The sequence below is a fragment of the Levilactobacillus zymae genome (assembly GCF_032190635.1).
GTDB classification, from domain to species: Bacteria; Bacillota; Bacilli; order Lactobacillales; family Lactobacillaceae; genus Levilactobacillus; species Levilactobacillus zymae_A.
In genome coordinates, this window is record NZ_JAVLAS010000001.1 from 1,392,205 (window position 1) to 1,414,708 (window position 22,504).

At 51.6% G+C, this 22,504-nt stretch carries 25 protein-coding genes and 1 tRNA gene; 17 read left to right on the plus strand and 9 right to left on the minus strand.

Going from position 1 to position 22,504, the window contains the following annotated elements:
* The first annotated feature begins 217 nt into the window (after positions 1-217).
* The 3 genes from clpX (at position 218) to RI501_RS06355 (ending at position 2,569) form a co-directional block, all read left to right on the plus strand.
* Positions 218-1,468, plus strand: coding sequence for an ATP-dependent Clp protease ATP-binding subunit ClpX (gene clpX / locus RI501_RS06345; protein ID WP_313820937.1), 1,251 nt, complete (start codon positions 218-220; stop codon positions 1,466-1,468).
* A gap of 205 nt (positions 1,469-1,673) precedes the next feature.
* A complete protein-coding gene (gene yihA, locus RI501_RS06350; RefSeq protein WP_313820939.1) occupies positions 1,674-2,267 on the plus strand; it encodes a ribosome biogenesis GTP-binding protein YihA/YsxC in 594 nt (197 codons plus the stop codon).
* A gap of 2 nt (positions 2,268-2,269) precedes the next feature.
* Positions 2,270-2,569, plus strand: a complete 300-nt coding sequence (locus RI501_RS06355) for a nucleoside triphosphate pyrophosphohydrolase family protein (RefSeq protein WP_057730639.1) — start codon at positions 2,270-2,272, stop codon at positions 2,567-2,569.
* Positions 2,570-2,630: 61 nt separating this feature from the next.
* On the opposite strand, the gene RI501_RS06360 is transcribed toward RI501_RS06355, so the two are convergent.
* Positions 2,631-2,813: an SPJ_0845 family protein gene (locus RI501_RS06360; protein ID WP_313820944.1), complete on the minus strand. Its 183-nt coding sequence runs from the start codon at positions 2,811-2,813 to the stop codon at positions 2,631-2,633.
* A 155-nt stretch (positions 2,814-2,968) separates the two neighbouring features.
* On the opposite strand from RI501_RS06360, the gene uvrC reads away from it, so the two are divergent.
* Together uvrC and obgE are read left to right on the plus strand one after the other, a co-directional pair.
* A complete protein-coding gene (gene uvrC, locus RI501_RS06365; RefSeq protein ID WP_313820946.1) occupies positions 2,969-4,786 on the plus strand; it encodes an excinuclease ABC subunit UvrC in 1,818 nt (605 codons plus the stop codon).
* 86 nt (positions 4,787-4,872) lie between these two features.
* Complete coding sequence (gene obgE / locus RI501_RS06370; RefSeq protein ID WP_313820948.1) at positions 4,873-6,165, plus strand: GTPase ObgE; 1,293 nt, start codon at positions 4,873-4,875, stop codon at positions 6,163-6,165.
* Positions 6,166-6,370: 205 nt separating this feature from the next.
* On the opposite strand, the gene RI501_RS06375 is transcribed toward obgE, so the two are convergent.
* Positions 6,371-7,126 (minus strand): hypothetical protein, encoded by a 756-nt coding sequence (locus tag RI501_RS06375; protein ID WP_313820950.1) that lies wholly within the window; start codon positions 7,124-7,126, stop codon positions 6,371-6,373.
* A 13-nt stretch (positions 7,127-7,139) separates the two neighbouring features.
* A complete protein-coding gene (locus tag RI501_RS06380; protein WP_313820952.1) occupies positions 7,140-7,412 on the minus strand; it encodes a hypothetical protein in 273 nt (90 codons plus the stop codon).
* A gap of 160 nt (positions 7,413-7,572) precedes the next feature.
* Here RI501_RS06380 and rnz point away from each other — a divergent pair, with 160 nt between their 5' ends.
* The 7 genes from rnz (at position 7,573) to RI501_RS06415 (ending at position 13,896) form a co-directional block, all read left to right on the plus strand.
* Positions 7,573-8,523 (plus strand): ribonuclease Z, encoded by a 951-nt coding sequence (gene rnz / locus RI501_RS06385; RefSeq protein ID WP_313820953.1) that lies wholly within the window; start codon positions 7,573-7,575, stop codon positions 8,521-8,523.
* Entirely contained in the window at positions 8,520-8,906 is a 387-nt protein-coding gene (locus RI501_RS06390; protein ID WP_313820955.1) for a LapA family protein, read from the plus strand. Before rnz ends, RI501_RS06390 begins: the two co-directional genes overlap by 4 nt.
* A gap of 68 nt (positions 8,907-8,974) precedes the next feature.
* The gene (recJ, locus tag RI501_RS06395; RefSeq protein WP_313820957.1) at positions 8,975-11,296 is read left to right on the plus strand and encodes a single-stranded-DNA-specific exonuclease RecJ; all 2,322 of its coding nucleotides are present in this window, start codon (positions 8,975-8,977) and stop codon (positions 11,294-11,296) included.
* 17 nt (positions 11,297-11,313) lie between these two features.
* Positions 11,314-11,832, plus strand: a complete 519-nt coding sequence (locus RI501_RS06400) for an adenine phosphoribosyltransferase (RefSeq protein ID WP_313820959.1) — start codon at positions 11,314-11,316, stop codon at positions 11,830-11,832.
* 154 nt (positions 11,833-11,986) lie between these two features.
* Entirely contained in the window at positions 11,987-13,063 is a 1,077-nt protein-coding gene (locus RI501_RS06405; RefSeq protein WP_313820961.1) for a YdcF family protein, read from the plus strand.
* A gap of 292 nt (positions 13,064-13,355) precedes the next feature.
* Complete coding sequence (locus RI501_RS06410) at positions 13,356-13,754, plus strand: TIR domain-containing protein (RefSeq protein ID WP_313820963.1); 399 nt, start codon at positions 13,356-13,358, stop codon at positions 13,752-13,754.
* Positions 13,755-13,808: 54 nt separating this feature from the next.
* Positions 13,809-13,896: transfer RNA gene (locus tag RI501_RS06415), tRNA-Ser, on the plus strand.
* A gap of 144 nt (positions 13,897-14,040) precedes the next feature.
* Here RI501_RS06415 and RI501_RS06420 read toward each other — a convergent pair.
* Positions 14,041-14,598 carry a hypothetical protein gene (locus tag RI501_RS06420; RefSeq protein WP_313820965.1) on the minus strand — a complete coding sequence of 186 codons (558 nt, stop codon included), beginning with the start codon at positions 14,596-14,598 and terminating at the stop codon, positions 14,041-14,043.
* A gap of 324 nt (positions 14,599-14,922) precedes the next feature.
* Between RI501_RS06420 and RI501_RS06425 the strand changes: the two genes are divergently transcribed.
* Complete coding sequence (locus tag RI501_RS06425) at positions 14,923-16,020, plus strand: DNA alkylation repair protein (RefSeq protein WP_313820967.1); 1,098 nt, start codon at positions 14,923-14,925, stop codon at positions 16,018-16,020.
* A 221-nt stretch (positions 16,021-16,241) separates the two neighbouring features.
* Positions 16,242-16,946, plus strand: a complete 705-nt coding sequence (locus tag RI501_RS06430; RefSeq protein ID WP_087741890.1) for an MIP/aquaporin family protein — start codon at positions 16,242-16,244, stop codon at positions 16,944-16,946.
* A 61-nt stretch (positions 16,947-17,007) separates the two neighbouring features.
* Here RI501_RS06430 and RI501_RS06435 read toward each other — a convergent pair whose 3' ends face one another.
* A complete protein-coding gene (locus tag RI501_RS06435; protein ID WP_313820975.1) occupies positions 17,008-17,676 on the minus strand; it encodes a histidine phosphatase family protein in 669 nt (222 codons plus the stop codon).
* 229 nt (positions 17,677-17,905) lie between these two features.
* On the opposite strand from RI501_RS06435, the gene gnd reads away from it, so the two are divergent.
* Complete coding sequence (gene gnd / locus RI501_RS06440; RefSeq protein WP_313820977.1) at positions 17,906-18,808, plus strand: phosphogluconate dehydrogenase (NAD(+)-dependent, decarboxylating); 903 nt, start codon at positions 17,906-17,908, stop codon at positions 18,806-18,808.
* 119 nt (positions 18,809-18,927) lie between these two features.
* Entirely contained in the window at positions 18,928-19,470 is a 543-nt protein-coding gene (locus RI501_RS06445) for a GNAT family N-acetyltransferase (RefSeq protein ID WP_313820979.1), read from the plus strand.
* Between the two features lie 2 nt (positions 19,471-19,472).
* On the opposite strand, the gene RI501_RS06450 is transcribed toward RI501_RS06445, so the two are convergent.
* The 4 genes from RI501_RS06450 to RI501_RS06465 all read right to left on the minus strand — a co-directional run bounded on the left by RI501_RS06450 (position 19,473) and on the right by RI501_RS06465 (position 21,448).
* Complete coding sequence (locus tag RI501_RS06450) at positions 19,473-19,988, minus strand: GNAT family N-acetyltransferase (protein ID WP_313820981.1); 516 nt, start codon at positions 19,986-19,988, stop codon at positions 19,473-19,475.
* An 18-nt stretch (positions 19,989-20,006) separates the two neighbouring features.
* On the minus strand, positions 20,007-20,459 hold the full coding sequence (locus RI501_RS06455) for a MarR family winged helix-turn-helix transcriptional regulator (protein WP_313820983.1): 453 nt from the start codon (positions 20,457-20,459) through the stop codon (positions 20,007-20,009).
* Positions 20,460-20,575: 116 nt separating this feature from the next.
* On the minus strand, positions 20,576-20,761 hold the full coding sequence (locus RI501_RS06460; RefSeq protein ID WP_057730678.1) for a PspC domain-containing protein: 186 nt from the start codon (positions 20,759-20,761) through the stop codon (positions 20,576-20,578).
* Between the two features lie 24 nt (positions 20,762-20,785).
* Positions 20,786-21,448, minus strand: coding sequence for a histidine phosphatase family protein (locus tag RI501_RS06465; protein ID WP_313820985.1), 663 nt, complete (start codon positions 21,446-21,448; stop codon positions 20,786-20,788).
* 171 nt (positions 21,449-21,619) lie between these two features.
* Between RI501_RS06465 and RI501_RS06470 the strand changes: the two genes are divergently transcribed.
* On the plus strand, positions 21,620-22,486 hold the full coding sequence (locus tag RI501_RS06470; protein WP_313820987.1) for a PPK2 family polyphosphate kinase: 867 nt from the start codon (positions 21,620-21,622) through the stop codon (positions 22,484-22,486).
* The last annotated feature ends 18 nt before the right edge of the window (positions 22,487-22,504 follow it).

Here is a 22,504-nt window from a genome sequence, read left to right on the forward strand (position 1 = left end):
CCGTTATCAACGTGGACTGAACCGGGACGACGTTTTCGTTGTTCCGGTTTTTCTTTAGGGCGGTGCAACCGGCCGTGCCACCAACTGGTTGAGAAGGCGAATTGATTCTCTAACGTTCATATCTGTGGTATAGTACATCAATGACGGGGTAATCCGGTGTTCAACGGATTAACTGACCGAGAGATGGGCACTAGCCCGGATAGAAAGGGTGAGTTTATTGTTTGAAAACACCGAAACCAATGGCCCAGTGACCTGCTCTTTTTGCGGAAAGACCCAAGATCAAGTTCAAAAGATCGTTGCTGGTCCGGGTGTTTACATCTGTAACGAATGTATCGATTTATGTAAAGAAATTATTGACGAGGAATTCAGTCAAGATAACGCACAAGAGACCTTAGAAGTGCCAACACCGGCTGAAATCGTGAAGAACCTTGACCAATACGTGATTGGTCAAACCGAAGCCAAGCGGACGCTTTCCGTGGCGGTTTATAACCACTACAAGCGGGTCAACGAGATGGCCAAGGATGACGGCGGTCCGGAACTGCAAAAGAGTAACATTGCCGTCATTGGACCGACTGGGTCCGGGAAGACCTACTTAGCACAAAGTCTCGCCAAGATGCTGAACGTGCCGTTTGCCATCGCGGATGCCACGACCTTGACCGAAGCCGGTTACGTTGGTGAAGACGTGGAAAACATCCTCTTAAAGTTGCTGCAAAACGCCGATTACGACGTCGACCGGGCCGAAAAGGGTATTATCTACATCGATGAAATCGATAAGATTGCCAAGAAAGCGGAAAACGTGTCGATTACCCGGGACGTTTCCGGTGAAGGGGTCCAACAGGCCCTGCTGAAGATCTTGGAAGGAACGATTGCCAACGTGCCGCCGCAGGGTGGGCGGAAGCATCCCCAACAAGAGTTCATTCAGATTGATACCACCAACATTCTGTTTATCGTGGGTGGGGCCTTCGACGGCATCGACAGTATCGTTAAGCGCCGGTTAGGGGACCAAACAATCGGGTTTGGTGCCGATACCAAGGAACAAAAGGTCTTGGCGTCCGGCGATAGTTTGATGCAACACGTGATTCCAGAAGACCTCTTAGAGTTTGGACTGATTCCTGAATTCATCGGGCGGCTCCCAATTCTGACGGCACTGGAAAAGCTGGATGAAAATGACTTAGTTCGGATCTTAACGGAACCGAAGAATGCTTTGGTCAAGCAATACGAGAAGCTGTTGTCCTTAGACGACGTGCAACTCGAATTCCAACCCGCGGCATTACGAGAAATGGCCAAGTTGGCGATTGCCCGGAATACCGGGGCCCGGGGCTTACGGTCGATCATCGAAGACGTGATGCACGACATCATGTTCGACTTACCGAGTCGTAACGACGTTGCCAAGGTGATTATCACGGCCGCGACGGTGACGGATCACGCTCAACCAGAACTCGTTTTACGAGATCAAAAGGCGTCATAATTTAAGGTAATCTCAAAAGACCCGGTCATTGACCGAGCCTTTTTTGTAGTCATCACATTTTGAGATTTTATCAGCGGAGACAAACCCGGACCGTCCGGGGCTTTCAACCGCTTACGCAAGTTTTACGGCCGGAAAGGAACCGGTACGCCGAGCCGTTCTGTGTTAGAATGATGAAAGACGATTTTGGAGAGGATGGCACGAAGCAATGGAAGTGAATCACGTAGAACTAGTTATGAGCGCGGTACAGCCAAGTCAATATCCCACGACGGGTTACCCGGAGATTGCCCTAGTCGGCCGCTCCAACGTGGGGAAATCATCCCTAACCAATGTTTTGATTAATCGACGTTCTTACGCGCGGACCTCCAGTCAACCGGGGAAGACCCAGACGTTGAACTTCTATAACGTGGAGGATCAACTGTATTTCGTCGACGTGCCTGGTTACGGCTACGCAAAGGTGTCGAAGGCGGCCCGTGAAAAGTGGGGCCAGATGATTGAGACTTATCTGACGCAGCGCGACCAGTTAAAGGGCGTTGTGTCGCTGATCGACGCGCGCCATGCGCCCACAGCAGCGGATGTTCAGATGTACCAATGGTTGGCCTATTACAACCTGCCAACGCTGATTGTGGCAACGAAAAGCGATAAGGTGGCCCGGGGTAAGTGGAACCAAACCATTAGTCAGATTAAGAAATCGTTGGGGTTACCCAATACTGATAACATCATCCTGTTTTCGGCACCGCAGAAGACGGGGAAGGCTGCCGTGTGGCAGTGGATTGAACAACAAGCCTTTGGGGAGGAATAACCGTGGAATTTAGTGACTATCAAAAAGCAGCGAACCGAACCCTTTACGGGAACGAACAGGTGTTGACTAACTGTGCGTTGGGCTTGGCCGGTGAATCCGGACAGGTTGTGGAGTTAATCAAGAAGTACACCTTTCACGGTAAGGACCTCGACCATGATGCGTTAGTCAAAGAAATGGGCGACGTTTTGTGGTATCTGAGTCAGATTGCTCAATGGGCCGATATCGACTTCGATGAGGTGGCTCAAAGTAACATTGATCGGTTGAATGCCCGTTATCCGAACGGTTATCAGGCCGAAAAGTAACCGAAAAAGCCCTCGCGGAAGTGGTTCCGTGAGGGCTTTTCCCCACTATGATTAGTGGGAATTATTGGTTGTCATGTTCAATCTTTTCTTGGTCGGTCTTAGTGAGGCCCTTGGCGCGTTTATTGTCCTTATGCGCGTCTGCTCGCTTTAAGAACTTATCGCGCTTTTCGTCCTTGGGATCCATTTGGGCAAACTTGCCGAACATGGAGTCTAAATCATCTTGCCGTTTTACCTTAAGTGCCATGTTGCCACCTCCTGATGTCTTTTCAGCTATCATAGCAGAACTCATCTCGTTTGTCATTTCGAAACGCAAGGAGCCGGCTTGCGGGTGGATTGCTTGCGCCGAACAGGGATTCGGCTTATAATTTATTAGCTAAAATAAGAAATGGAGGGATCGTCGTGGCATCGGAATACCTCGAACATAAGCTGGCCTTGCTCCCGGGATTACCCGGCTGTTATCTGATGAAGAATTTGAATAGTCAGATTATTTACGTGGGGAAGGCCAAAAACCTCAAGAACCGGGTACGCTCCTATTTTAAGAGTAGCCATACGGGCAAGACGGCGCAATTGGTCAGTGAAATCGTGGACTTCGAAACGATCATCACGTCGACCGACAAGGAAGCCTTCCTCCTCGAAATCACCCTGATTCAAAAACATCAGCCGTACTTTAACATCAAGTTAAAGCGGGGAACCGGGTATCCCTACATTAAAATCACCCACGAACGAGACCCCCAACTGTTACTAGTTAACGAAATCAAAAAGGATGGTGGCTATTACTTTGGGCCCTATCCGAACGTCTATGCGGCCGAAGAAACGATTCATTTTCTCCAAAAGGTCTACCCCTTGCGGCGGTGCACCGGGTATCAGGGCCGTCCGTGCCTGTATTATCACATGGGGCAGTGCCTGGGGGCGTGCTTCAAGGAGGTTCCCCAGGCCGATTATGACCGGCAGATTCGCAAGATTAAGTCGTTTCTAAACGGTAACGTGGGCCGGGCCGAAAAGGAGCTGCACGAACGCATGGAAGCGGCGGCAGCGGAAATGGCTTACGAACGGGCGGCCGATTTACGTGATCAGATTCGTTATATTGAGGCTACCGTTGAAAAACAGAAGATCATTTCTAACGACCACATTCCCCGAGATATCTTTAATTTTTATCTGGACAAGGGGTGGTTGTCGATTCAGGTCTTCTTTATCCGTCAAGCCCGGTTGATGAAGCGTGAAAAACGGCTTTTTCCGGTGGTTAACACGGCCGAAGAGGAATTGGCCAGCTTCATCGTGCAGTTCTATCAACGCAAGAATACGGTGCTCCCGCGCGAGATTCTGGTGCCAGCCAGTATTGATGGTGAGATGATTGAAGCGTTACTCCACGTCCCCGTGCGGACGCCGCAACGGGGAACTAAGCGTGATTTGTTGGACATGGCCGGTAAAAATGCCCGGTTAGTCCTAGAAGAAAAATTCCGCTTGTTGGAACTGGATGAAAGTAAGACCACTGGGGCCATGAAGGAGATTACCGACGCGTTAGGGATTGCGCCGGGGCATAAAATCGAGGCCTTCGACCACTCCCACATTCAGGGAGCCGATCTCGTGTCGGCCATGGTGGTGTTCGTGGACGGCCAGCCTAACAAGAAACTTTATCGAAAGTATAAATTAAAGACCGTTGATCACGCCGACGAAACGGCCAGTACCTTAGAAGTCATTCGGCGGCGGTATACGCGGTTATTAAAGGAGCATGCCCCATTACCGGATCTAATTTTGATGGATGGGGGCGACATTCAGATGAATGCCGTTAAGGAAGTCCTCGAGGACGAATTAGATCTGCATATACCGGTGGCGGGGATGGTCAAAAACGATCATCATAAGACCGCCGATCTGTTGTTTGGGCCGGCCGATCAGCACGTTCACTTGGATCCGCAAAGTCAGGGCTTCTATCTGGTTCAACGGATCCAAGACGAGGTGCACCGGTTTGCCATTACCTTCCACCGTCAAGTCCACACTAAGCATTCGCTAAGTTCGAAGCTGGATACGATTCCGGGTGTGGGTCCCAAGACCCGCAATAAACTGTTGCGTAAGTTTGGCTCGACCAAGAAGATTGGGGAGGCCAGTGTGGAAGACTTGCAGGCGTTGAGCATTAATAAGACGGTGGCGCAGACCATCTTATTGACCCTGAAGGCCGAGACGGCGGAGATCAAAAAGCCCCGCACACCGACGAAACTTTGACGCCGCACCGGTTTGTCGGTATACTGACAAGCGTGTGCCGGTGACGACCACGTCACTGAACTGATTAAGAAAATGAGGAAATTAATATGTTTGTAGACCAAGTTAAAATTAATGTGAAAGCCGGTAACGGCGGTAACGGAATGGTTGCCTTTCGGCGAGAAAAATTTGTTCCTAATGGTGGTCCAGCCGGTGGTGACGGTGGCCGCGGCGGTAACGTCGTGTTTGTCGTGGATCAAGGCTTACGGACGTTGATGGATTTTCGCTACCAGCGAAAGTTTAAGGCGAAAAACGGCGGTAACGGGGCCATTAAATCGATGACGGGTCGCGGCGCCGACGACCTGATTGTGCAAGTTCCCCAGGGAACCACGGTAGTTAATAGCGCAACTGGCGCCGTTATTGGCGACTTAGTTGGTGATGACGATTCCGTGATCGTGGCTCACGGGGGCCGCGGTGGGCGCGGAAACATTCACTTTGCCTCACCGAAAAATCCGGCACCAGAGATTGCCGAAAATGGGGAACCTGGTGAAGAGTTTGAGGTTCAGTTGGAATTGAAGGTGTTAGCCGACGTCGGGCTGGTTGGCTTTCCGTCCGTTGGTAAGTCCACGCTCCTGGCAACCGTGACGAGTGCGAAACCGAAAATTGCGGAATACCACTTCACCACCTTGGTTCCTAATCTGGGGATGGTTCGCTTACCCGATGGTCAAGACTTTGTCATGGCCGATTTACCTGGATTGATTGAAGGCGCCGCTAACGGAATCGGCTTAGGGTTCCAATTTTTACGGCACGTGGAGCGGACCCGAGTGATTCTCCACGTCATTGATATGAGTGGCGTGGAAGGACGCGACCCGTATGACGACTTCGAAAAGATCAACCGGGAGTTACAGGCCTATGATCCGGATATTCTCAAACGACCCCAAATTGTGGTGGCTAACAAGATGGATATGCCCGCTGCTGCCGCCAACCTGGCGACGTTTAAGCAACAGCTAGGTCAAGATGAGCTGTTGGCGGATACGCCAGAAGTCTTCGCCATCTCGACCATCACCCATGACGGGTTAACGCCGCTGTTGCAGCGGACGGCTGAGGTGCTCGCACAGACGCCGAAGTTCCCGGTCAAGGACGCTACGGTCAAGACGGCCGAATACGATTTCCACCAGACACCGGACTTCACCATTACGCGCGATCAAGATGGCGTGTGGATTCTGGGCGGCGACAAGCTCGAAAAGCTCTTTAAGATGACCGATATTAACCACGACGAAAGCCTGTTACGGTTTGCCCGGCAAATGCGGGGGATGGGCGTGGACGATGCCTTACGGGACAAGGGTGCCCAAAATGGTGATACGGTTCAGATTGACGACTTTAGTTTTGAATACATGGCCTAAGGTCGAAAATTGAAGTAAAACAAAGGCGCTTGGGTGCTGAGCCTGAACGTCAAAAGCGACCACTATTCCTCAATTGGGGAATAGTGGTCGCTTGACGTTAAACGGGCTAAATTATCGGTTAGTACCCATTGTGAGACCGTAATTGACCCTAGGAGGAGCTTCGATCAGGCGCTGGGCGCTAGGCAATCGGGTTCTAGTTCCATTGTTAGTTGAGTTGAGCGGTTAACCAGCCACTGGGCGGAACCACCTGCTTTTGCTTGGCGGTGTAGGCACCGGCAAAGGCGATCTTAATGCGCTTAAACGTCGGGGCCTTTCCTTGGCTAGCAAGGCCGGTCGCGTAAGTGTTAAGCCGACCATTGGCGGGGATCGTTTTGCCGGCGCTGGCGTCACTGAGCTGAGTGGTGGCGTTTAACGTGTGAGTGCCATTTCCCAGTTGAATTCCTTTGATGCCGTCGGTGGTGAGATCCTGATTGCGGTGATTAATAATGGTAAACTTGATCTGGAGCGTGTAGTAAGGACTCTTGATGGTACTGAGGTTCAGCGCTTGAGCGGCCATCTTCTTCGCGTCGGTAGTTTCAGCGACGTTACGCATTAATCGGACCGTCGTTAACTGATAAGTAAAGGCACCACTCTTGATGGTGGTTTTCGGATGACGCACCCGGGCCAGAGTTAACTTGGTTCCCACCCCGTCGTAAGTGTATTGTCCTTTTTGGGTGAGGTTTCCCGACTTGACGTACTGGCGACTCTGGGTCTGAGCCCGTGTAGGGTGGAAATTTTGTTTAAAGTGAGTAGATGATGAGGCCGTTACGGCAGCGTCGGGACTAGCGGCGCGATAATGGCTGGTTTGGGAACTGGCGTTTTTAAAACTCGTATGACTTTGCTGGGATTGTTGGTGACAGCCGGTGAGCCCGACCAACAAACAACTCAGACCTAATAACCAGGTGATGCGTGAAAAATGCATGGTAAGCACTCCTTTAACCCAACAGGAGACATTGGGGAATTAGTCGGTAACCGTAGAGTCGTTGAGGGGGCGGTCCCGCTAGGAAAAGACTGGCGGTGGGACTGACTTGTTGGGTTCGGGCACGAAATTGATCGAGGGTCAGTGGCCGCCCCGGTCCCGTGATGAGATAAAGTCGCTCGGCGTGGACTTGCAGGTCTTGGATGGGTTGATTGGGTTGAGCCTCTAAGTACAACCGCAATTGTGGTGCCAGGTCGCTGGTTGACCGGTCAAAATCGATTAAGCGCACGGGTCCCACCTCCTCTTGGATACCCCAATTATACCGAATTTAGGAGCAGAACCCTAATCTTATTCTCCGTGGACCGGCGAAGACAAAAGTTGCGATTTGCCCCAAAATCCCCTAAAATAGTGAACGGACTTTAAAACGATTAGATAGGAACGAAAAAAATATGGAAATTGAATTTTTAGGAACGGGTGCTGGGTCACCTGGTAAGTTTCGGAATGTCACGAGTACGGCGTTACGCTTGTTGGACGAACGAAATTCGGTCTGGTTGTTTGACGTCGGGGAGGCCACGCAACATCAAATTTTACGAACAACGTTAAAGCCACGAAAGATTGATAAAATTTTTATTACCCACTTGCACGGGGATCACATTTTTGGGTTGCCGGGGTTATTGAGCAGTCGGTCCTTTCAAGGGGGCAATTCGCCGCTGACCATCTATGGGCCCAAGGGGATTCGCGATTTTGTGGAAGTCAGTATGCGGGTCACTGAAACCAAGTTGGCGTATAAGATTCGTTACCAAGAAATTAGCGGGGATGGCTTGATCTTTGAAGATGATAAGTTTCAGGTCTTCGCCGCCCATCTAGATCACCGCATCGCCTGTTACGGGTACCGCATCGTCGAAAAGGACCATCCGGGCGAGTTAATGGTGGACCGGTTGCGGGCCGATCAGATTCCCGCCGGCCCACTTTATGGCCAGCTTAAGGCCGGCAAGACCGTCACTTTGAGCGATGGTCGGGTAGTTAATGGGCAAGATTACTTGGGGCCCGCACAACCGGGGCGGATCGTGGCCATCTTGGGTGATACTCGCCAAACGCCGAATGCCGAGAAGTTGGCGCGCAATGCCGATGTTTTGGTTCACGAAAGCACCTTTGCGAAGGGCGAAGGTAAATTGGCCCGTTCCTATTACCATTCCACCAACGTTCAGGCGGCGGAATTGGCTAAACGTGCGCACGTAAAGATGTTGTTACTAAACCATATCTCTGCGCGTTACACGGGTAAATTAGCCGCGGAATTACAGCATCAGGCCCGTGAGGTGTTCGCGAACACCCGGGTTGTAAAGGATTTTGATGAGATTCCAGTACTGTTTCAGAAAAAAGCGGGGGCGACTAAGGCATGAAGAATCAATGGCGGATTATCGTGACCATCTTATTGGTCATTGTGGTGGCAGTCTTTGCAATTTTAAACGTTGAATCGGTTCCCGTGTCGTTTGGGTTTACCACGGTTCACTGGCCTTTAATTTTGTTATTGTTGGTGTCCATCCTCATCGGCGCAATCCTGGTGATTTTATTTTCAACTATCACCTCGTTGCAGCATAACCGGGCGTACAAGGAACTCGAAAAAACGAGTCAAGCGCGCATTGCGGCGTTAACCGACGACAATCAGCGTTTACAAAAGCGTTTGAAGAATTCGGGTAAACAAGCCGCCGGGCAACAGGATAAGCAGATTCAAGACCTGGAAGCTCAGGTTAAGGCGTTACAAGCCCAGCTCGCAGCTAAATAAACACGTTGAAAACGAAGAGTGGCGCGTGGTCGTCACTCTTCATGTCTTTTAGAAAGGATGACAGTGGAATGATTGCGGCCCAATACCATTGGAACAACCAGCACGTGGATCAGCCGTCCGCAGCGGCGCAGACGTTAGCCAAGGCGGCTCAGGTGTCGCCCATCGTGGCTCAGATTCTGCAAAACCGGGGGATCGATACTTTAGAAGCGGTGCGGGCCTTCCTGACCCCGGGACCGGAGCAACTGCACGATCCCTTTTTACTCCACGATATGCGTAAGGGACTTGACCGGATTGAAGACGCCATTGCCGCGGAGCAACAGATTACCATTTACGGGGATTACGATGCCGATGGGGTTACCAGTACGTCAATCATGTACGAAACCCTGAATGAGCTGGGCGCTAAGGTCAACTATTACATCCCTAATCGCTTTACCGACGGATACGGGCCCAACGTCGCTGCGTTTCAAAAGCTCATCGCGGCGGGGACTCAGCTGTTGGTAACGGTCGATAACGGGGTTGCGGGTAACGCGGCAATTGCGGCTGCTAACGAAGCGGGGGTCGATGTGGTGGTGACCGACCATCACGAACTACCCCAGGAGCTGCCGGCAGCCTATGCCATCATTCATCCGCGGTATCCCGGTGCCGAATATCCGTTTGGAGGGCTCTCCGGGGCGGGGGTGGCCTTTAAGGTGGCCCAAGCGCTACGTGAAGAGATCCCGCAAGACCTGTTAGACTTGGCGGCCATTGGGACCGTTGCGGATTTGGTGCCCCTGACCGATGAAAATCGGGTACTGGTCTACTTTGGTCTGGCGTTACTCAAGCAAGACGAGCGGCCCGGACTGCGGGCCTTAATGAAGACGGCGGGGATTCAACCAGACGATTTAACGGAACAATCGATTGGGTTTGGCATCGCTCCCCGGCTGAATGCCTTGGGACGTTTAGGGGATGCGGGACCCGCCGTAAAACTCCTCACGACGTTGGACGAAGACGTGGCTCAAGATCTAGCCCAACAAACGGAACAGAAAAACCGGCAGCGACAGGAATTGGTTGCCGAGATTAGTACGGCGGCATTGGCCCAAGCGGCGGACGCGCAGCACCAGGACCGGCAAGCCCTCGTGATTAGTGGTCACGATTGGCACGAAGGGGTCTTGGGAATCGTTGCCAGCAAGGTCGTGGAACGAACGGGTAAACCCACGCTGGTCTTAAATATCGATGCTCAGGGACGAGCTAAGGGGTCGGGCCGTAGCGTGGCAGCCTTTAATCTCTTTGCGGCGTTAGACCAACATAGGGACCTAATGACGGCTTTTGGGGGGCACCACATGGCAGTGGGTCTCACCGTCCCGGCCGAGCAATTAGCGGCGCTAGCAGACGCTTTAGAAGCGACTGCTGCTGCACAACGGTTAGCTGACCAAGGCCCCAGTGACGTTACCGTGGCGGCCACGTTGGCGGTACCGGATGCAACGATGGCGTTGTATCACGATTTGGGGAAATTGGCGCCATTTGGTACGGACAATCCCCAACCCTTATTTGCCTTTGAGCCGGAAAGTGTGACTCAGGTCAAGGCCATCGGTAAAACGCACGATCACTTGAAATTTCAGCTGCAGACGGGCAACAGTCGGCTTAACGCCATTCAGTTTGGCGCGGGATCCCAGGCTGCGGCTCTCGAACAGGCCGACCAGGTCGCCGTTTTGGGGACCTTAGAGGATAACGTCTGGCAGGGTCGTCATTCGCTTCAGGTAATGGTGAAGGACTTACAAACGCAGACGGCGGCCGTCGTTGTTGCGCGGACGACCGTGTTACACCAAGCGATGTTTGCCGAAGCGGGAACCTACGTCTTTTTTCACCAAAATATCTATCAGCAGTTGGCTTCCCGGCTGCCGGCCACGGGCACGGCGGTGCTATATACGGGCCAACCCTTAGCACCAATCACGGACGAACAACCGGTTTACCTGGTTGATTGTCCTGATCTGACGACGGACTTGACGACGGTCGTGACCCAGTTGGCGCCCCAGCGGATTATAGCTTATCTTTACGAGAAAGAAAGTCTTTCGCGTTTAGGGATGCCTTCTCGCGCACAATATGCTAAACTATTTAAGTTCGTTGCAACACACCAACACGTCGACGTGGGTCATCAATTGGCGCAACTCAGCACGTTCATTCAAATTCCCCGCACGCAACTGGTCTTTATGATCCAGGTCTTCTTCGAATGTGGGTTTATCTCGATTGCGCACGGCATTATGGATGCGGTCGCCCAACCGGGACATCAAGATTTGACGAGTGCGCCGAGTTATCAGTTACGGCAACAACAAATGCAGACCGAACAAGACCTGCTACTTTGTCCGGCCCAGGCGTTAACGCAGCGCCTCCAGGACCTCATCGACCTAAAATAAAGGAGCTAATTTTAAAAATGGCCATTGATTTTACGAAATACATTGCAAGCGTTCCCGATTATCCAGAAAAGGGCGTTATTTTCCGCGACATCTCGCCGTTGATGGCGGACGGTGAGGCGTTCCACGCCGCAACTGATCAGATCGTGCAATACGCGAAGGACAAGGCGGTCGAAATGATTGTCGGGCCCGAAGCCCGGGGATTCATTGTGGGTTGCCCAGTGGCTTACGAACTTGGCGTGGGGTTTGCCCCAGCACGGAAGGAAGGTAAGCTACCCCGCGCAACGGTTAAGGCCAGCTACGATCTCGAATACGGCACGTCCTCGCTATACCTGCATAAGGATGCCATCAAGCCGGGACAACGGGTGTTGGTCACCGACGATTTATTAGCCACGGGTGGCACGATTGGCGCAACAATCAAGCTGGTGGAAGACTTAGGCGGGGTAGTCGTCGGTACGGCCTTCCTGATTGAGTTAGACGCCTTACACGGTCGCGATAAGCTGAAGGGTTACGACGTCTTCAGTTTGATGAACTATTAAGCTAATTCTAAGTGAGCAGTGGGTCCGCTAGTTAGCGGGGCGCACTGTTTTTTTGTGTCGTGGAGGGAAATTAGCTATTTCGAAGGGGTTAGGGCCAAAAGCCTTGGAAATTTATGCTATCCTCAAGGGTGGAAATCATGAGGAGGAAAAACAAATGTCACCAGAATATGCAACGGCCATTCCGGCGGCCTGGTATTGGCTGTGGGTGTTGCCCGTTGGCTTAGGACTCATCTTTACTTGGCGGTATCAACGGGATAAATGTCGGCTGAGTAACGGGTTATGGTTCTCGGCCACTCTATATAGCTTTTTAGCGGTGTTAGCGATGTCGATTTTGGGAACGGAAAATCGGTGGTTAATCATCGTCAGTGTTGGGCTATTTGTCATCTTACTGATGGTTATCGGACTCGCCTTCTTGTTACAAGCCTTTTTGCTTTTGTGGAATGCGTGGCTGGTGTGGCGCCGGGAACAGCACACGCTTGCCAATATGTTGACCCTCTGGCTGGGGTTGGCCATTTTATTGTTACCCTGGGTTAATCATTTAGCAGGACAGTTTTTGCCGGCACAAGTCGACGAGTTTTTAGTGATCTTGGTTAATTTGGGGATCTTTTACGTCGCGTTTTGGTTTTACAATTATCTGACCATGTTAGTGGTCTATCAATTCAACCATCCGCGGTGGCGGCAGGACTTCATCATTGTTTTGGGAGCGGGGTTGTTAAACGGTGACCAGGTGTCGCCACTGCTGCAACAACGGATCGATCGGGGGCTGGCGTTTTATCGTAAGCAACGGGCGAAGACGGGACACCCGGTTAAACTGATCTTTTCGGGGGGCCAGGGTGCCGACGAAACGGTGCCGGAAGGTCAAGCGATGTTGACTTACGCGCTGACTCAGGGGTTGCCTGCAGCGGATGGATTGGCAGAGCAACGGTCGACCAGCACCTTTGAAAACTTAAAATTTAGCCAGGCGCTGATTCAGGCTAGTGGGATCACAAAGCCACGCGTCATTTTTGTCACCAACAATTACCATACGTTTCGGGCGGGGATGATTGCCCGCCAAGTGGGATTAAAGGCCGACGGAATCGGGTCGCGCACGGCGGGATTTTTCTTGCCAAACGCGGTCTTACGGGAATACATCGCCATTTTCGTGCGGAATCGTAAGTGGCACGCGGTGGCTTTGGGGCTGATGGTGATTCTAAGCGGGCTGCTAGTCTGGTTACCTACGTTAGGGGCTTAGATAGTTCACCGCGCTTACCCGAGGAATTAGTTGTGTTGCGGTAAGGTTCTCTGCTAGGATAGAACCATCCAGAAGACGAGATCACTCTACCATCCGCGGGGGAGTGATCTTTTTTTATGGAAATTAAACGTTCCTCGCTAAACCTAGTCGTCGTGATGGGGGACGGAAACTCAGGGGTTAAATTAGGTTCGCCGAATTGTATTCATCAGGAATATATGTGGTTGTTACACGATTGACTTATTAAGCGTGTATAATCAATCATGACAATCCGAGATGAAGGGACGAGCAGCCGATGAGTAAAGTTATTGTGAATTATCAGGCGACGGATCCGTTAGCCCACTCTTTTCGCTTGCAATTAAGTCAGTGGTCCGCCGCTAGCTGGGATTTCCCGGCGTTCATCTTTCATGAACAACAACCCGCGGTGGCTTTCGATAGTCGCCAGGCTAACCGACTTAAACGCCATTTACGGCGGGAAATCAAAGAAAATCAGAGCTACTTAGTGGTGATTAGCCGTGAAACTTGGCAGTCTGAATGGGTCAATTGGGAAATTAAGACGGCGGTCCAACAGGATAAACAGCTCATGGCTGCTAAGTTGGATACCACCAGCATGACGCCGCTAGCCCTCTTCGAAGCGGATCCGTTATGGATTGACCCGTTTGATCCGGGAGCTTTGTTGCAGCGTTCAATTTAATTTAAAATCGGGTCTTGCATTTATATTCATTATTGGTAGAATAGATTAAGTAATGGAGAGTTGGCAGAGTGGTAATGCACCGGACTCGAAATCCGGCGAACCGGCTAATACCGGCGCGCAGGTTCAAATCCTGTACTCTCCTTAAGAAGCTTCACCACAGACAGTGGCCATCAAACAACGGTTTGGTGGCTTTTTTGTTTGGTTTTGGCAGTTATGAAATCAAAAAAAATCACGTTTTCGTGCTGAATCTTCGCCACGAAAACGTGATTAAATACGCTGTTAGATGTTAGATGGTGCCACTGTATTTCCAACCGTGCTTAACGTGCTTGTAGAAGACGGTCTTATTGCCGTGCTTAATGGTCATCCAGACCTTTAGCTTGCTGGTCTTGGTGCCGTGAGGGAGTACGGCCTTGCCGGAATACGGCGTGGTTTGAGACGTGATGGTCGTGGCGTCGAGCTTAGACGAGTTGTACGGGTAGAGGGTGCTGTAAGAGCGCCAGTATTCTTCTGTCGCTACCTTCTTGTGGTACTTGACCGCATAAGCCGTTTCGTGTTCGCCGTTGACGCCGGTTTTCTTGACCTTTAAAGGCGTTAGGCTGTTTTTAATCTTGAAAGCGACCGTCTTGCTGGGCTTATTGAGCGCCTTATTTAATTTATAAAAAGAATAATTCCACTGGCGGTTGGTCAGGTACCCCGTCCGGTAACTCTTGGTAAAGCCGGTGTATTTCGCCACGCGATAGTTTGCCTTGTGGACCTTGGCCGCAGAGGCGTTCTGTGGTGCCACAAAGACTAACCCGGCCGACAGCGTCGCTAAGGCCACTGCCCATAATTTAGATGATGTCATGAAGATTCCCCCCGTTAAAATGTCAGCTTTTTAGGTCGTCGGGTGTGGACCCCGGCAGCAAAACCGGAATAATTAGCTCCATTAAACCATGAGACTGCGGAAAATTAAAGGGGCAGGAATCCAAAAGCTAGTGGATTTAGCCGGAAATTCCCGCGGGATGCCATTTTTGTAGGCGAACCGCTTTCGGGCTACCCGGCCGCTTAAATCTGAGTGGATTAATCGTTGAACTATTTAGCTTGAATGTTGTAAATTTTGTGATGGCGTCGCTAAGCAACGGGCACTTGCGGTAAACTAAGGCTAAAACTAGTTTTAATGGAGGGCGCTATGGACCTAAAAGAACTGTATTCACCGATTTTTATTCGGCATCTGGGAGAAGCGATACAACGAGAATATCCGTTGGTTCAACCCGATCGGCTATTAGCCGATTGTTTACGTGCTGATTGGCCAAAGCTAAAATTAATGGAACGACGTGACCGGCTAGTGAACAGTCTCCACCGGCAATTACCGGCCGATTTTGAACAGGCGGCTCCCATTTTGCGGGCGATTGCCCCGCAATTTACGGGATTAGCGGCCGTTTGTTTACCCCAGTATGTGGCCCAGTACGGGTTGGCGCATTGGGCCACTGCCATGGTCCTGTTGAAAGAACTGACGCGTTATTCCAGTAGTGAATTTGCGATTCGACCGTTTTTGATTCACGCACCGCAGGCCACTGAGACCCAGATGCTGCGGTGGGCGCATGACCAGGATCCGGCCGTCCGGCGCTTGGCTAGTGAGGGGTTACGCCCCAGGCTACCGTGGGGGATTCGGCTAACGCAGTATGTGACCGACCCCGCGCCAATCTGGCCGGTTTTACGGGAACTCATGACTGATGAAAGCGAGTACGTGCAAAAGTCGGTCGCTAATAATCTCAACGATATCAGTAAAGATCATCCCCAAGCCGTGATCGACTGGGCGCAAACTTACTGGGGACAAACGCCACAAACGACCTGGATACTGACCCGGGGATTGCGGACCCTGTTTAAGCAGGGAAATCCCGCAGTCTTGGCCTTAGAAGGGTATGCCTTGAGCGCCGCTGATCACCTGACGGGTTGTTCGTTGACCCCGATCGAGCAGACGGCGAGTTTAGGAACGACAACGACGCTTCAATATACTATGACGGCCGAGACTGGCCGGTCACTACCCGTTTACTTAGGTTACCGGGTGCACTACGTTCGACAACGTCAAGGAACGACCTTTAAGGATTTCTACATTAAACGCACAACTATCCGGCCTGGTGCAACGGTAAGTGGTCAGGTGACGCGTCCTTGGCGGCAGCTAACGACCAGAAAACTATATTCGGGAGACCACGTGATTGAGTTACTCGTGAATACGCGGGTGGTGGCGACTGCTCACGTGAAATTAACGGTGGAGCAGACACGTTAAGGTCGTCCGAAGCAACGAGTGGCTGTGAATCGGCAATTGGCAACAAATGGAGCCTCTAGGTGAGCGCTAGCAGATTACCTTCACGGTAGCGGTACCATCCGCGGGAGAATTACGATTGGCCGGTCAATCTTTTTTGTCGGAACGGTCCCCCAGGATTGAAATTATGGTAAACTTACCAAGGAGTTTATAAACTAACGCAAAGATTAGGGATGTGGGTAACTGTGAGTGGTTTTATTGGTGAATTTTTTGGAACGTTGATTTTAATTGTTTTGGGAACGGGCTCGTGCGCGAGCGTGAACCTGAAGAAGACCTACGGGACCGGCAGCGATTGGACCTTTATCTCGCTGGCCTGGGGTTTAGCGGTAACTATGGGGGTCTACGTGGCCGGTAACTTGGGATCGGATGGTCACTTGAACCCAGCCGTGACGATTGGGTTTGCGGCGTTTGGTTTCTTCCCGTGGGACCAGGTATTGCCCTACCTATTAGGCCAATTTCTGGGGGCCTTTGTGGGCGCCGCGCTGGTCATCATCCAATTCCGGCCGCATTTTCAAGCCACGTCGGCGAAAAACGGGAACTCCGTGGGCATCTTCGCTACGCGCCCGGCGATCGCTAATCCGGTCTTTAACTTCCTGTCCGAAACCATCGCGACCTGGGCGTTTATCTTCATCCTGTTGAATCTGGGTGACTTTACTCAGGGGATGAAACCCTTCATCGTGGGGACCTTGATCGCCGTGATCGGGATGGGGCTAGGGACCACCACCGGGTTTGCCATCAACCCGGCCCGGGACTGGGGCCCCCGGTTGGCCTATACCATCTTGCCGGTTCCGAACCGTGGTAGTGCCGAATGGTCGTACGCCTGGGTTCCCATGTGTGGTCCCCTGGTAGGGGGCTTATTGGCCGCCGGACTACAGGTTTTATTAAAGTAAATCAATTAAAAACTCATGATCGTCGGTTGACGGTCATGAGTTTTTTTGCGGCATAATTAGGTTAAAGTTGGTTATAAGCGGTGACTTCGGCGTGGAACCCGGCGGCATTGTCGGCCGTTTGCAGGGTCAGGGTGGTGACGCTGCCGTTTCCCGGGAAGACGGTTAACGGGTCGAACTGCGAACCAAAGCGCAGGGCTAAGGAGCGAATGTAGGTGCCGTGCGTGACCACCAACAGTCGCTGGCCGTCTTGTCCCTGGTCCAACAAGGTTTGTAATCCCCGGTTAACTCGGTTTTCGAACGTTTGACCGTCTTCGGAGAGGTGCAGCGGGTCGGCAGCGTGCATCGCGTCGCGGGCCGCGGAAAAGGAGTCATGGGCAATGATCTCGGCTTGGGTCTTAAAGCCCAATGGTCGGGCAGCCGTAATCCAAGAGGCGGTGTTATCGGCGCCTTCAAAAGAACCGAAGTAGACTTCTCGGACATCTTTCAGCTGGGTGGGTTCCGCCTGACTAAACTGGTTCGGCGCAATCACGTGGTGGGCGGTATCGATAGCTCGCTTCAGGTCGGATGAATAGTAGTGATCATAATGGACGGTTTTTAATCGTTGTCCGGTTTCATCGGCGGTTTTTAGCCCCGCCGCGCTTAGTGGCGAATCGGACCAGCCCTGTAGGCGGTCTAAAATGTTAAATAAAGTTTGCCCGTGACGCACGAAGTCAACGGTAAGTGTTTTCATGAATAGATTCCTCCTCAACGATTGTGGTTACTCATAGTATACCGGTTACCCGATTATTTTTGAATGGGGGTGGCCAGTCAAACGCCTTAAACTGAGGGAATTTGGCAATTAAATTAAAAATGTAACTTTTTTTCAGTTTTTAGGCTTGAAAAGTGTAAAACTTTTTCATATAATAATGCTTGTTTGATAAAAGGCATTAGGACTTTTCACCAAGGAAGGGAATTTAACCATGAAAATTGGATTAGTTGGATTAGGGAAAATGGGGTTAAACTTAGCCCAAAACATGATGGATCACGACCAAGAAGTTGTTGGATTTGACTTAAACCAAGATTTTGTCGACCAAGCTGCTAAGCTGGGTGCTGAAGCCGCAACGTCTTTGGAAGACCTGTTGAGCAAGTTACCATCACCTAAGATCGTTTGGTTGATGCTGCCGGCCGGCAAGCCAACCGAAAGCACGATCGCCACGTTAACGGATACCTTAGCCAAGGGTGACTACATCGTTGACGGTGGGAATTCCTTCTGGAAGAACTCCGTGGAAGACGCCGCAAAGGCCGAAGCCAAGGGCATTAACTTCTTCGACTGTGGGACTTCTGGTGGCCAATCCGGTGCCCGTCGCGACGGTAACTTTATGATCGGGGGAACTTCTCAAGAAGCCTTCGACGCCGCCTTGAAGCCCGTCTTTGAAGGCATCGCCCAAACTAACGGTTACCTGTACACCGGTGCTGCTGGTTCCGGTCACTACCTGAAGATGGTCCACAACGGGATCGAATACGGCATGATGGAAGCCATTGGTGAAGGCTTCGACGTGCTGGAACACAGCCAATTCGACTACGACAACGAAGCCGTTGCCCGGCTGTGGAATGCTGGTTCCGTAGTTCGTTCATGGCTCATGGAATTGGCTGAGGAAGCCTTTGCAAAGGACGCTAAGTTGGACGAAATCCGGGGCACGATGCACAGTTCTGGTGAAGGTAAGTGGACCTTACAAGAATCACTGGACCAACAAGTGCCAACGCCAGTCATTGCCCTTTCTTTGATGATGCGTTACCGTTCCATGGAGGACGACACCTTTACGGGGAAGGTCGTTTCCGCCCTGCGGAATGGCTTCGGTGGTCACGCGGTCGACAAGGCCTAACGCACCCACCTTTTAACTTAACTTAATATGATTAAAAACGCGCTTAACGGTTAACTGACCGTTGGGCGCGTTTTCGTGTGGTATGCTGAGAGGCGTTAAAAGTAGAGGAGATGGCAACGATGTTAACTTATCAGGTTACCCCAGAATTAGCTTTGGCGGTTCCGCGGCCCGCCAAGGATGCAGCCGCCTTATTTGCCCTGATTGAGCAGGACCGCGCCGCCCTAGTTCGGTACCTGCCGTGGGTGGCGACGACCCGCACAGTGGCCGATGAACAAGCCTTTTTACGGCTGGTCAATCAGCATTTGGGACAGGGCACTTCTTTGAACTTGGTGGTGTGGTTACCCCAGCAAATCGTGGGCATGATCAGCTGTAACCGGTTTGATCCCACAAACCAAAGTGCCGATATTGGGTACTGGTTGGGGGCACCCTTTCGGGGACAAGGGCTCATGACCCAGGCAGCGCGGGGAATGTGCGATTTGGCGTTTCGGGATTACGACCTAAACAAACTTACTATTCGAGCGGCCGTGGATAATTTGGCCAGTAATGCCGTCGCTCGGCGCGCTGGCTTTCAACCCGAGGGGCGGTTGCGGCAAAACGAACGCTTAGCCGACGGGTATCATGACGAGTACCAGTACGGGTTGTTGCGGGAAGAGTGGCGTTAAGATTAAAGGGTTTTGGCGTAAATCAAGTCGGTCTGGGGGTCACTGCCCAGCGTAAAGGTGTGTTGACCGATTTGCCGAAAGCCTTGCTTGTGGTAGAAACCCTGCGCGTTAAGGTTATGTTCCCAGACGCCGAGCCAAATTTGGGTTTTATGCTGCTGATGGGCTTGGTCGAGAGCAACTTGAAAGAGCCGCTTCCCGAGGCCTTGGTGTTGAAAGGCCGTCCGGAGATAGATCCGTTCGATTTCCAAGTCGTTGGGACCCATGGCCTCCGTCTGGGCGGTACCGGTGTTTAACTTTAAGTAGCCGGCCACGGCTTGGTCCTTCAAAATAAAAAAGAATTGCGAGGCGGGATTTTCCAATTCCTGAGTCAGTTGAGCCGATGAGTAGGCGGTGTCCAGGTAGGCTGCTAAATCGGCCGGGGTGTTTTGGTCCCCAAATGTCGCGGTGAAGGTTTCACGGCTGACGGCCTGGAGCGCGGATAAATCATCGCGGGTGCAAGGTTTAAGTTGAATAGTCATTAAAAAACTCCTTTATCATTAATAGTGGCGGGTTTGGCCTCGTTGAACGGCTTCCCAGTCGGTAGCCACGTTCAGCCGGGCGCGTTGCAATAAGTGGCCCAATTGAGCCTGTTCGGTCGGATTAAGGCCTTGAAGGGCCACCTGAGTGGAATAGGCGTTTTCGGCTATGACCCGAGCATAGATGGGCTGGGCTTGGGGGGTCGGAAATAGATGACGAATCTTACGGTTGGTGGCATCGGGACGTTTTTCAACGAGTCCTTGCGCCACCAATTTTTGCACGGCCCGGATGACCGTTGACCGTTCCACCATGATCAGCTTACCCAGATCCTCCTGGATGATGCCGGGGTGTTCGCAGATGCGTACTAGGTACAGATACTGGCCCTTGGTTAACTGGTATTGCTTGAATTCAACGTTGCTAATTGAGTCTAACGCGCGAGCAATCATGCCAATCTCGCGTAAAACGTCAGGCATCGGACGCACTTCCTTTCGGGAACGGACCTAGTGTAACATAATTTTGATGCAAATACATCAAAATGTCTATAAAAAAATACCGCCCAGTGATCTGAGCGGCGATGTAAGGCGGTCAGCTAGGCTGGATCGCCCATGATCATCCAGAGAATGAGGTAGGCAATTAGGCCCGGAAAGGCGGGCGTGATTGCCAGTAAGACGAAAATGATTCGTGCTAACGTGGGGTTCCAGCCCCAATGTTCGGCCAACCCGCCGATAACGCCAGCGATGACGCGGTTATTGAGGGAACGGTGAATATTTTTCATAGTGGCGCACTCCTTTAAGCGAAATTAAGATTGGAAATCAACTTTATTGAAGAAATCGACGTGGATGTTGTCGTCCGTAATTTCTAGCTTGGTGATGCTACCGTTGATGGTGGCCACCCCCAGATCGAGATCGGGGGCGTAGCGGTCAACGATGGACCGAATCGTCATGCCGTGAGACACGACTAAGACCTCGTCGCCGTCTTTAGAGTTGGCGCGGAGCTTGTCAAAGCCACGGTCTAGACGCTTCCAAAACATGTCGTTATTTTCCGCTTCGCCGTACAGGTCCGCTTGGTGAATCAGGTCGCGAGCTTTTTCCAACCCGTAAGTGCCCAGCACCGCAGACTCAGAGGTTAGCTTGACTTGGGCGCCGACGAATTGCCACATCTGATTGAGATCGTTGCCTTCAAAGTAACCATGGCACTGTTCCCGAAACTCGGGGTACTGGTAGCTAACAATGTTCATGTTGGCCGGGTTTTGCCGCAGCGCGATGCGCGCCGTTTCGATGGCGCGCCCGGAGTCACTACTGTACGCGGCAACGAAGGGGATGTTTTTTAACTGTTCCCCGGCCCGTTGCGCGTCGGCACGCCCCTTAGCAGTTAGGGGGGAGTCAATCCACCCCTGAACCTTGTTGTAGTGGTTCAGCATGGTTTGTCCGTGACGCACAAAATAAGCAGTAATTTTTTTCATAATTGAGACTCCTCTTCATCGACATAGGTACAAGTTAAGTATAGCAACTCACCTAACAGAACGCTAAGGTTTTGGCGGCCAAAATCCTGACGTAAGACGTTTTACGAAGACAAAATAACCGCTTTAGGGGGTAAACATGTTATGGTAAACCTAAAGCTAGGAGATGAGCGTATGGACTTAACACCATATCGGTATGACGGTAAACAAAGTATGGATCTCACGCAGTGGCCGACGCAGGAAATCGCGGCGAATGCAGACCAGATTCGTGAAAGCGATCTGATCATGCTACAAAAGCTGCAGCGACGATTATTTGCGCAAAAGGAAAACGGGGTGGTGGTCATCTTACAGGGAATGGACACCGCCGGTAAAGACGGCCTCATTCGGCACGTTTTCAGTGGCTTAAATCCGTCGGGGACGCGCGTGGAAAGTTTTAAACGACCCACGTCGGTAGATTTGCAACACGACTTTTTGTGGCGCATCAACCAGGCGTTACCGGCTCGCGGGGAGATCGCCATCTTTAACCGCTCCCAGTACGAAGACGTTCTGATTAGCCGGGTTCACCCGGAGATCCTAGTGGGGCAACATTTACCCGACGTTCACGCGACCACCGATGTGACCGACAAATTCTTTAAGCGGCGGTACCACGACCTGCGCCACTACGAACAATACTTACGGCATCAGGGAATTGTCACCTACAAGTTCTTTTTACACCTGTCTTACGATGAACAAACGACGCGACTGGCCAAACGGTTGGCGTTACCCGAAAAGAACTGGAAGTTCGATCCTAGTGATCTTAAGGAACGACGCTATTGGGATGCTTATCAGGCAGCCTATACCCAGATGCTGACCCATACGGCCACTGAGAAGAATCCTTGGTACATGATTCCAGCCGACAATAAGCCCACGGCACGGTTACTGGTTGCGACGATTTTAGCGAATAATCTCGCCGAACTGGATCCACGGTACCCTGAGGTCACACCTGCGCAACACCAGAAACTTCAAGAAGTCTTGAAGAAACTGGAAGCGGGAAAACTCTAGAGAAATTGTAGCTTACAA

What these genes read in the sequence shown, in the direction of transcription:
- yihA (WP_313820939.1), top strand. Translation starts at nt 1,674, where the DNA reads ATGGAAGTGAATCACGTAGAACTAGTTATGAGCGCGGTACAGCCAAGT.
- RI501_RS06360 (WP_313820944.1), bottom strand. Translation starts at nt 2,813, where the DNA reads ATGGCACTTAAGGTAAAACGGCAAGATGATTTAGACTCCATGTTCGGC.
- obgE (WP_313820948.1), top strand. Translation starts at nt 4,873, where the DNA reads ATGTTTGTAGACCAAGTTAAAATTAATGTGAAAGCCGGTAACGGCGGT.
- RI501_RS06375 (WP_313820950.1), bottom strand. Translation starts at nt 7,126, where the DNA reads ATGCATTTTTCACGCATCACCTGGTTATTAGGTCTGAGTTGTTTGTTG.
- rnz (WP_313820953.1), top strand. Translation starts at nt 7,573, where the DNA reads ATGGAAATTGAATTTTTAGGAACGGGTGCTGGGTCACCTGGTAAGTTT.
- RI501_RS06390 (WP_313820955.1), top strand. Translation starts at nt 8,520, where the DNA reads ATGAAGAATCAATGGCGGATTATCGTGACCATCTTATTGGTCATTGTG.
- recJ (WP_313820957.1), top strand. Translation starts at nt 8,975, where the DNA reads ATGATTGCGGCCCAATACCATTGGAACAACCAGCACGTGGATCAGCCG.
- RI501_RS06400 (WP_313820959.1), top strand. Translation starts at nt 11,314, where the DNA reads ATGGCCATTGATTTTACGAAATACATTGCAAGCGTTCCCGATTATCCA.
- RI501_RS06405 (WP_313820961.1), top strand. Translation starts at nt 11,987, where the DNA reads ATGTCACCAGAATATGCAACGGCCATTCCGGCGGCCTGGTATTGGCTG.
- RI501_RS06410 (WP_313820963.1), top strand. Translation starts at nt 13,356, where the DNA reads ATGAGTAAAGTTATTGTGAATTATCAGGCGACGGATCCGTTAGCCCAC.
- RI501_RS06420 (WP_313820965.1), bottom strand. Translation starts at nt 14,598, where the DNA reads ATGACATCATCTAAATTATGGGCAGTGGCCTTAGCGACGCTGTCGGCC.
- RI501_RS06425 (WP_313820967.1), top strand. Translation starts at nt 14,923, where the DNA reads ATGGACCTAAAAGAACTGTATTCACCGATTTTTATTCGGCATCTGGGA.
- RI501_RS06435 (WP_313820975.1), bottom strand. Translation starts at nt 17,676, where the DNA reads ATGAAAACACTTACCGTTGACTTCGTGCGTCACGGGCAAACTTTATTT.
- gnd (WP_313820977.1), top strand. Translation starts at nt 17,906, where the DNA reads ATGAAAATTGGATTAGTTGGATTAGGGAAAATGGGGTTAAACTTAGCC.
- RI501_RS06445 (WP_313820979.1), top strand. Translation starts at nt 18,928, where the DNA reads ATGTTAACTTATCAGGTTACCCCAGAATTAGCTTTGGCGGTTCCGCGG.
- RI501_RS06450 (WP_313820981.1), bottom strand. Translation starts at nt 19,988, where the DNA reads ATGACTATTCAACTTAAACCTTGCACCCGCGATGATTTATCCGCGCTC.
- RI501_RS06455 (WP_313820983.1), bottom strand. Translation starts at nt 20,459, where the DNA reads ATGCCTGACGTTTTACGCGAGATTGGCATGATTGCTCGCGCGTTAGAC.
- RI501_RS06460 (WP_057730678.1), bottom strand. Translation starts at nt 20,761, where the DNA reads ATGAAAAATATTCACCGTTCCCTCAATAACCGCGTCATCGCTGGCGTT.
- RI501_RS06465 (WP_313820985.1), bottom strand. Translation starts at nt 21,448, where the DNA reads ATGAAAAAAATTACTGCTTATTTTGTGCGTCACGGACAAACCATGCTG.
- RI501_RS06470 (WP_313820987.1), top strand. Translation starts at nt 21,620, where the DNA reads ATGGACTTAACACCATATCGGTATGACGGTAAACAAAGTATGGATCTC.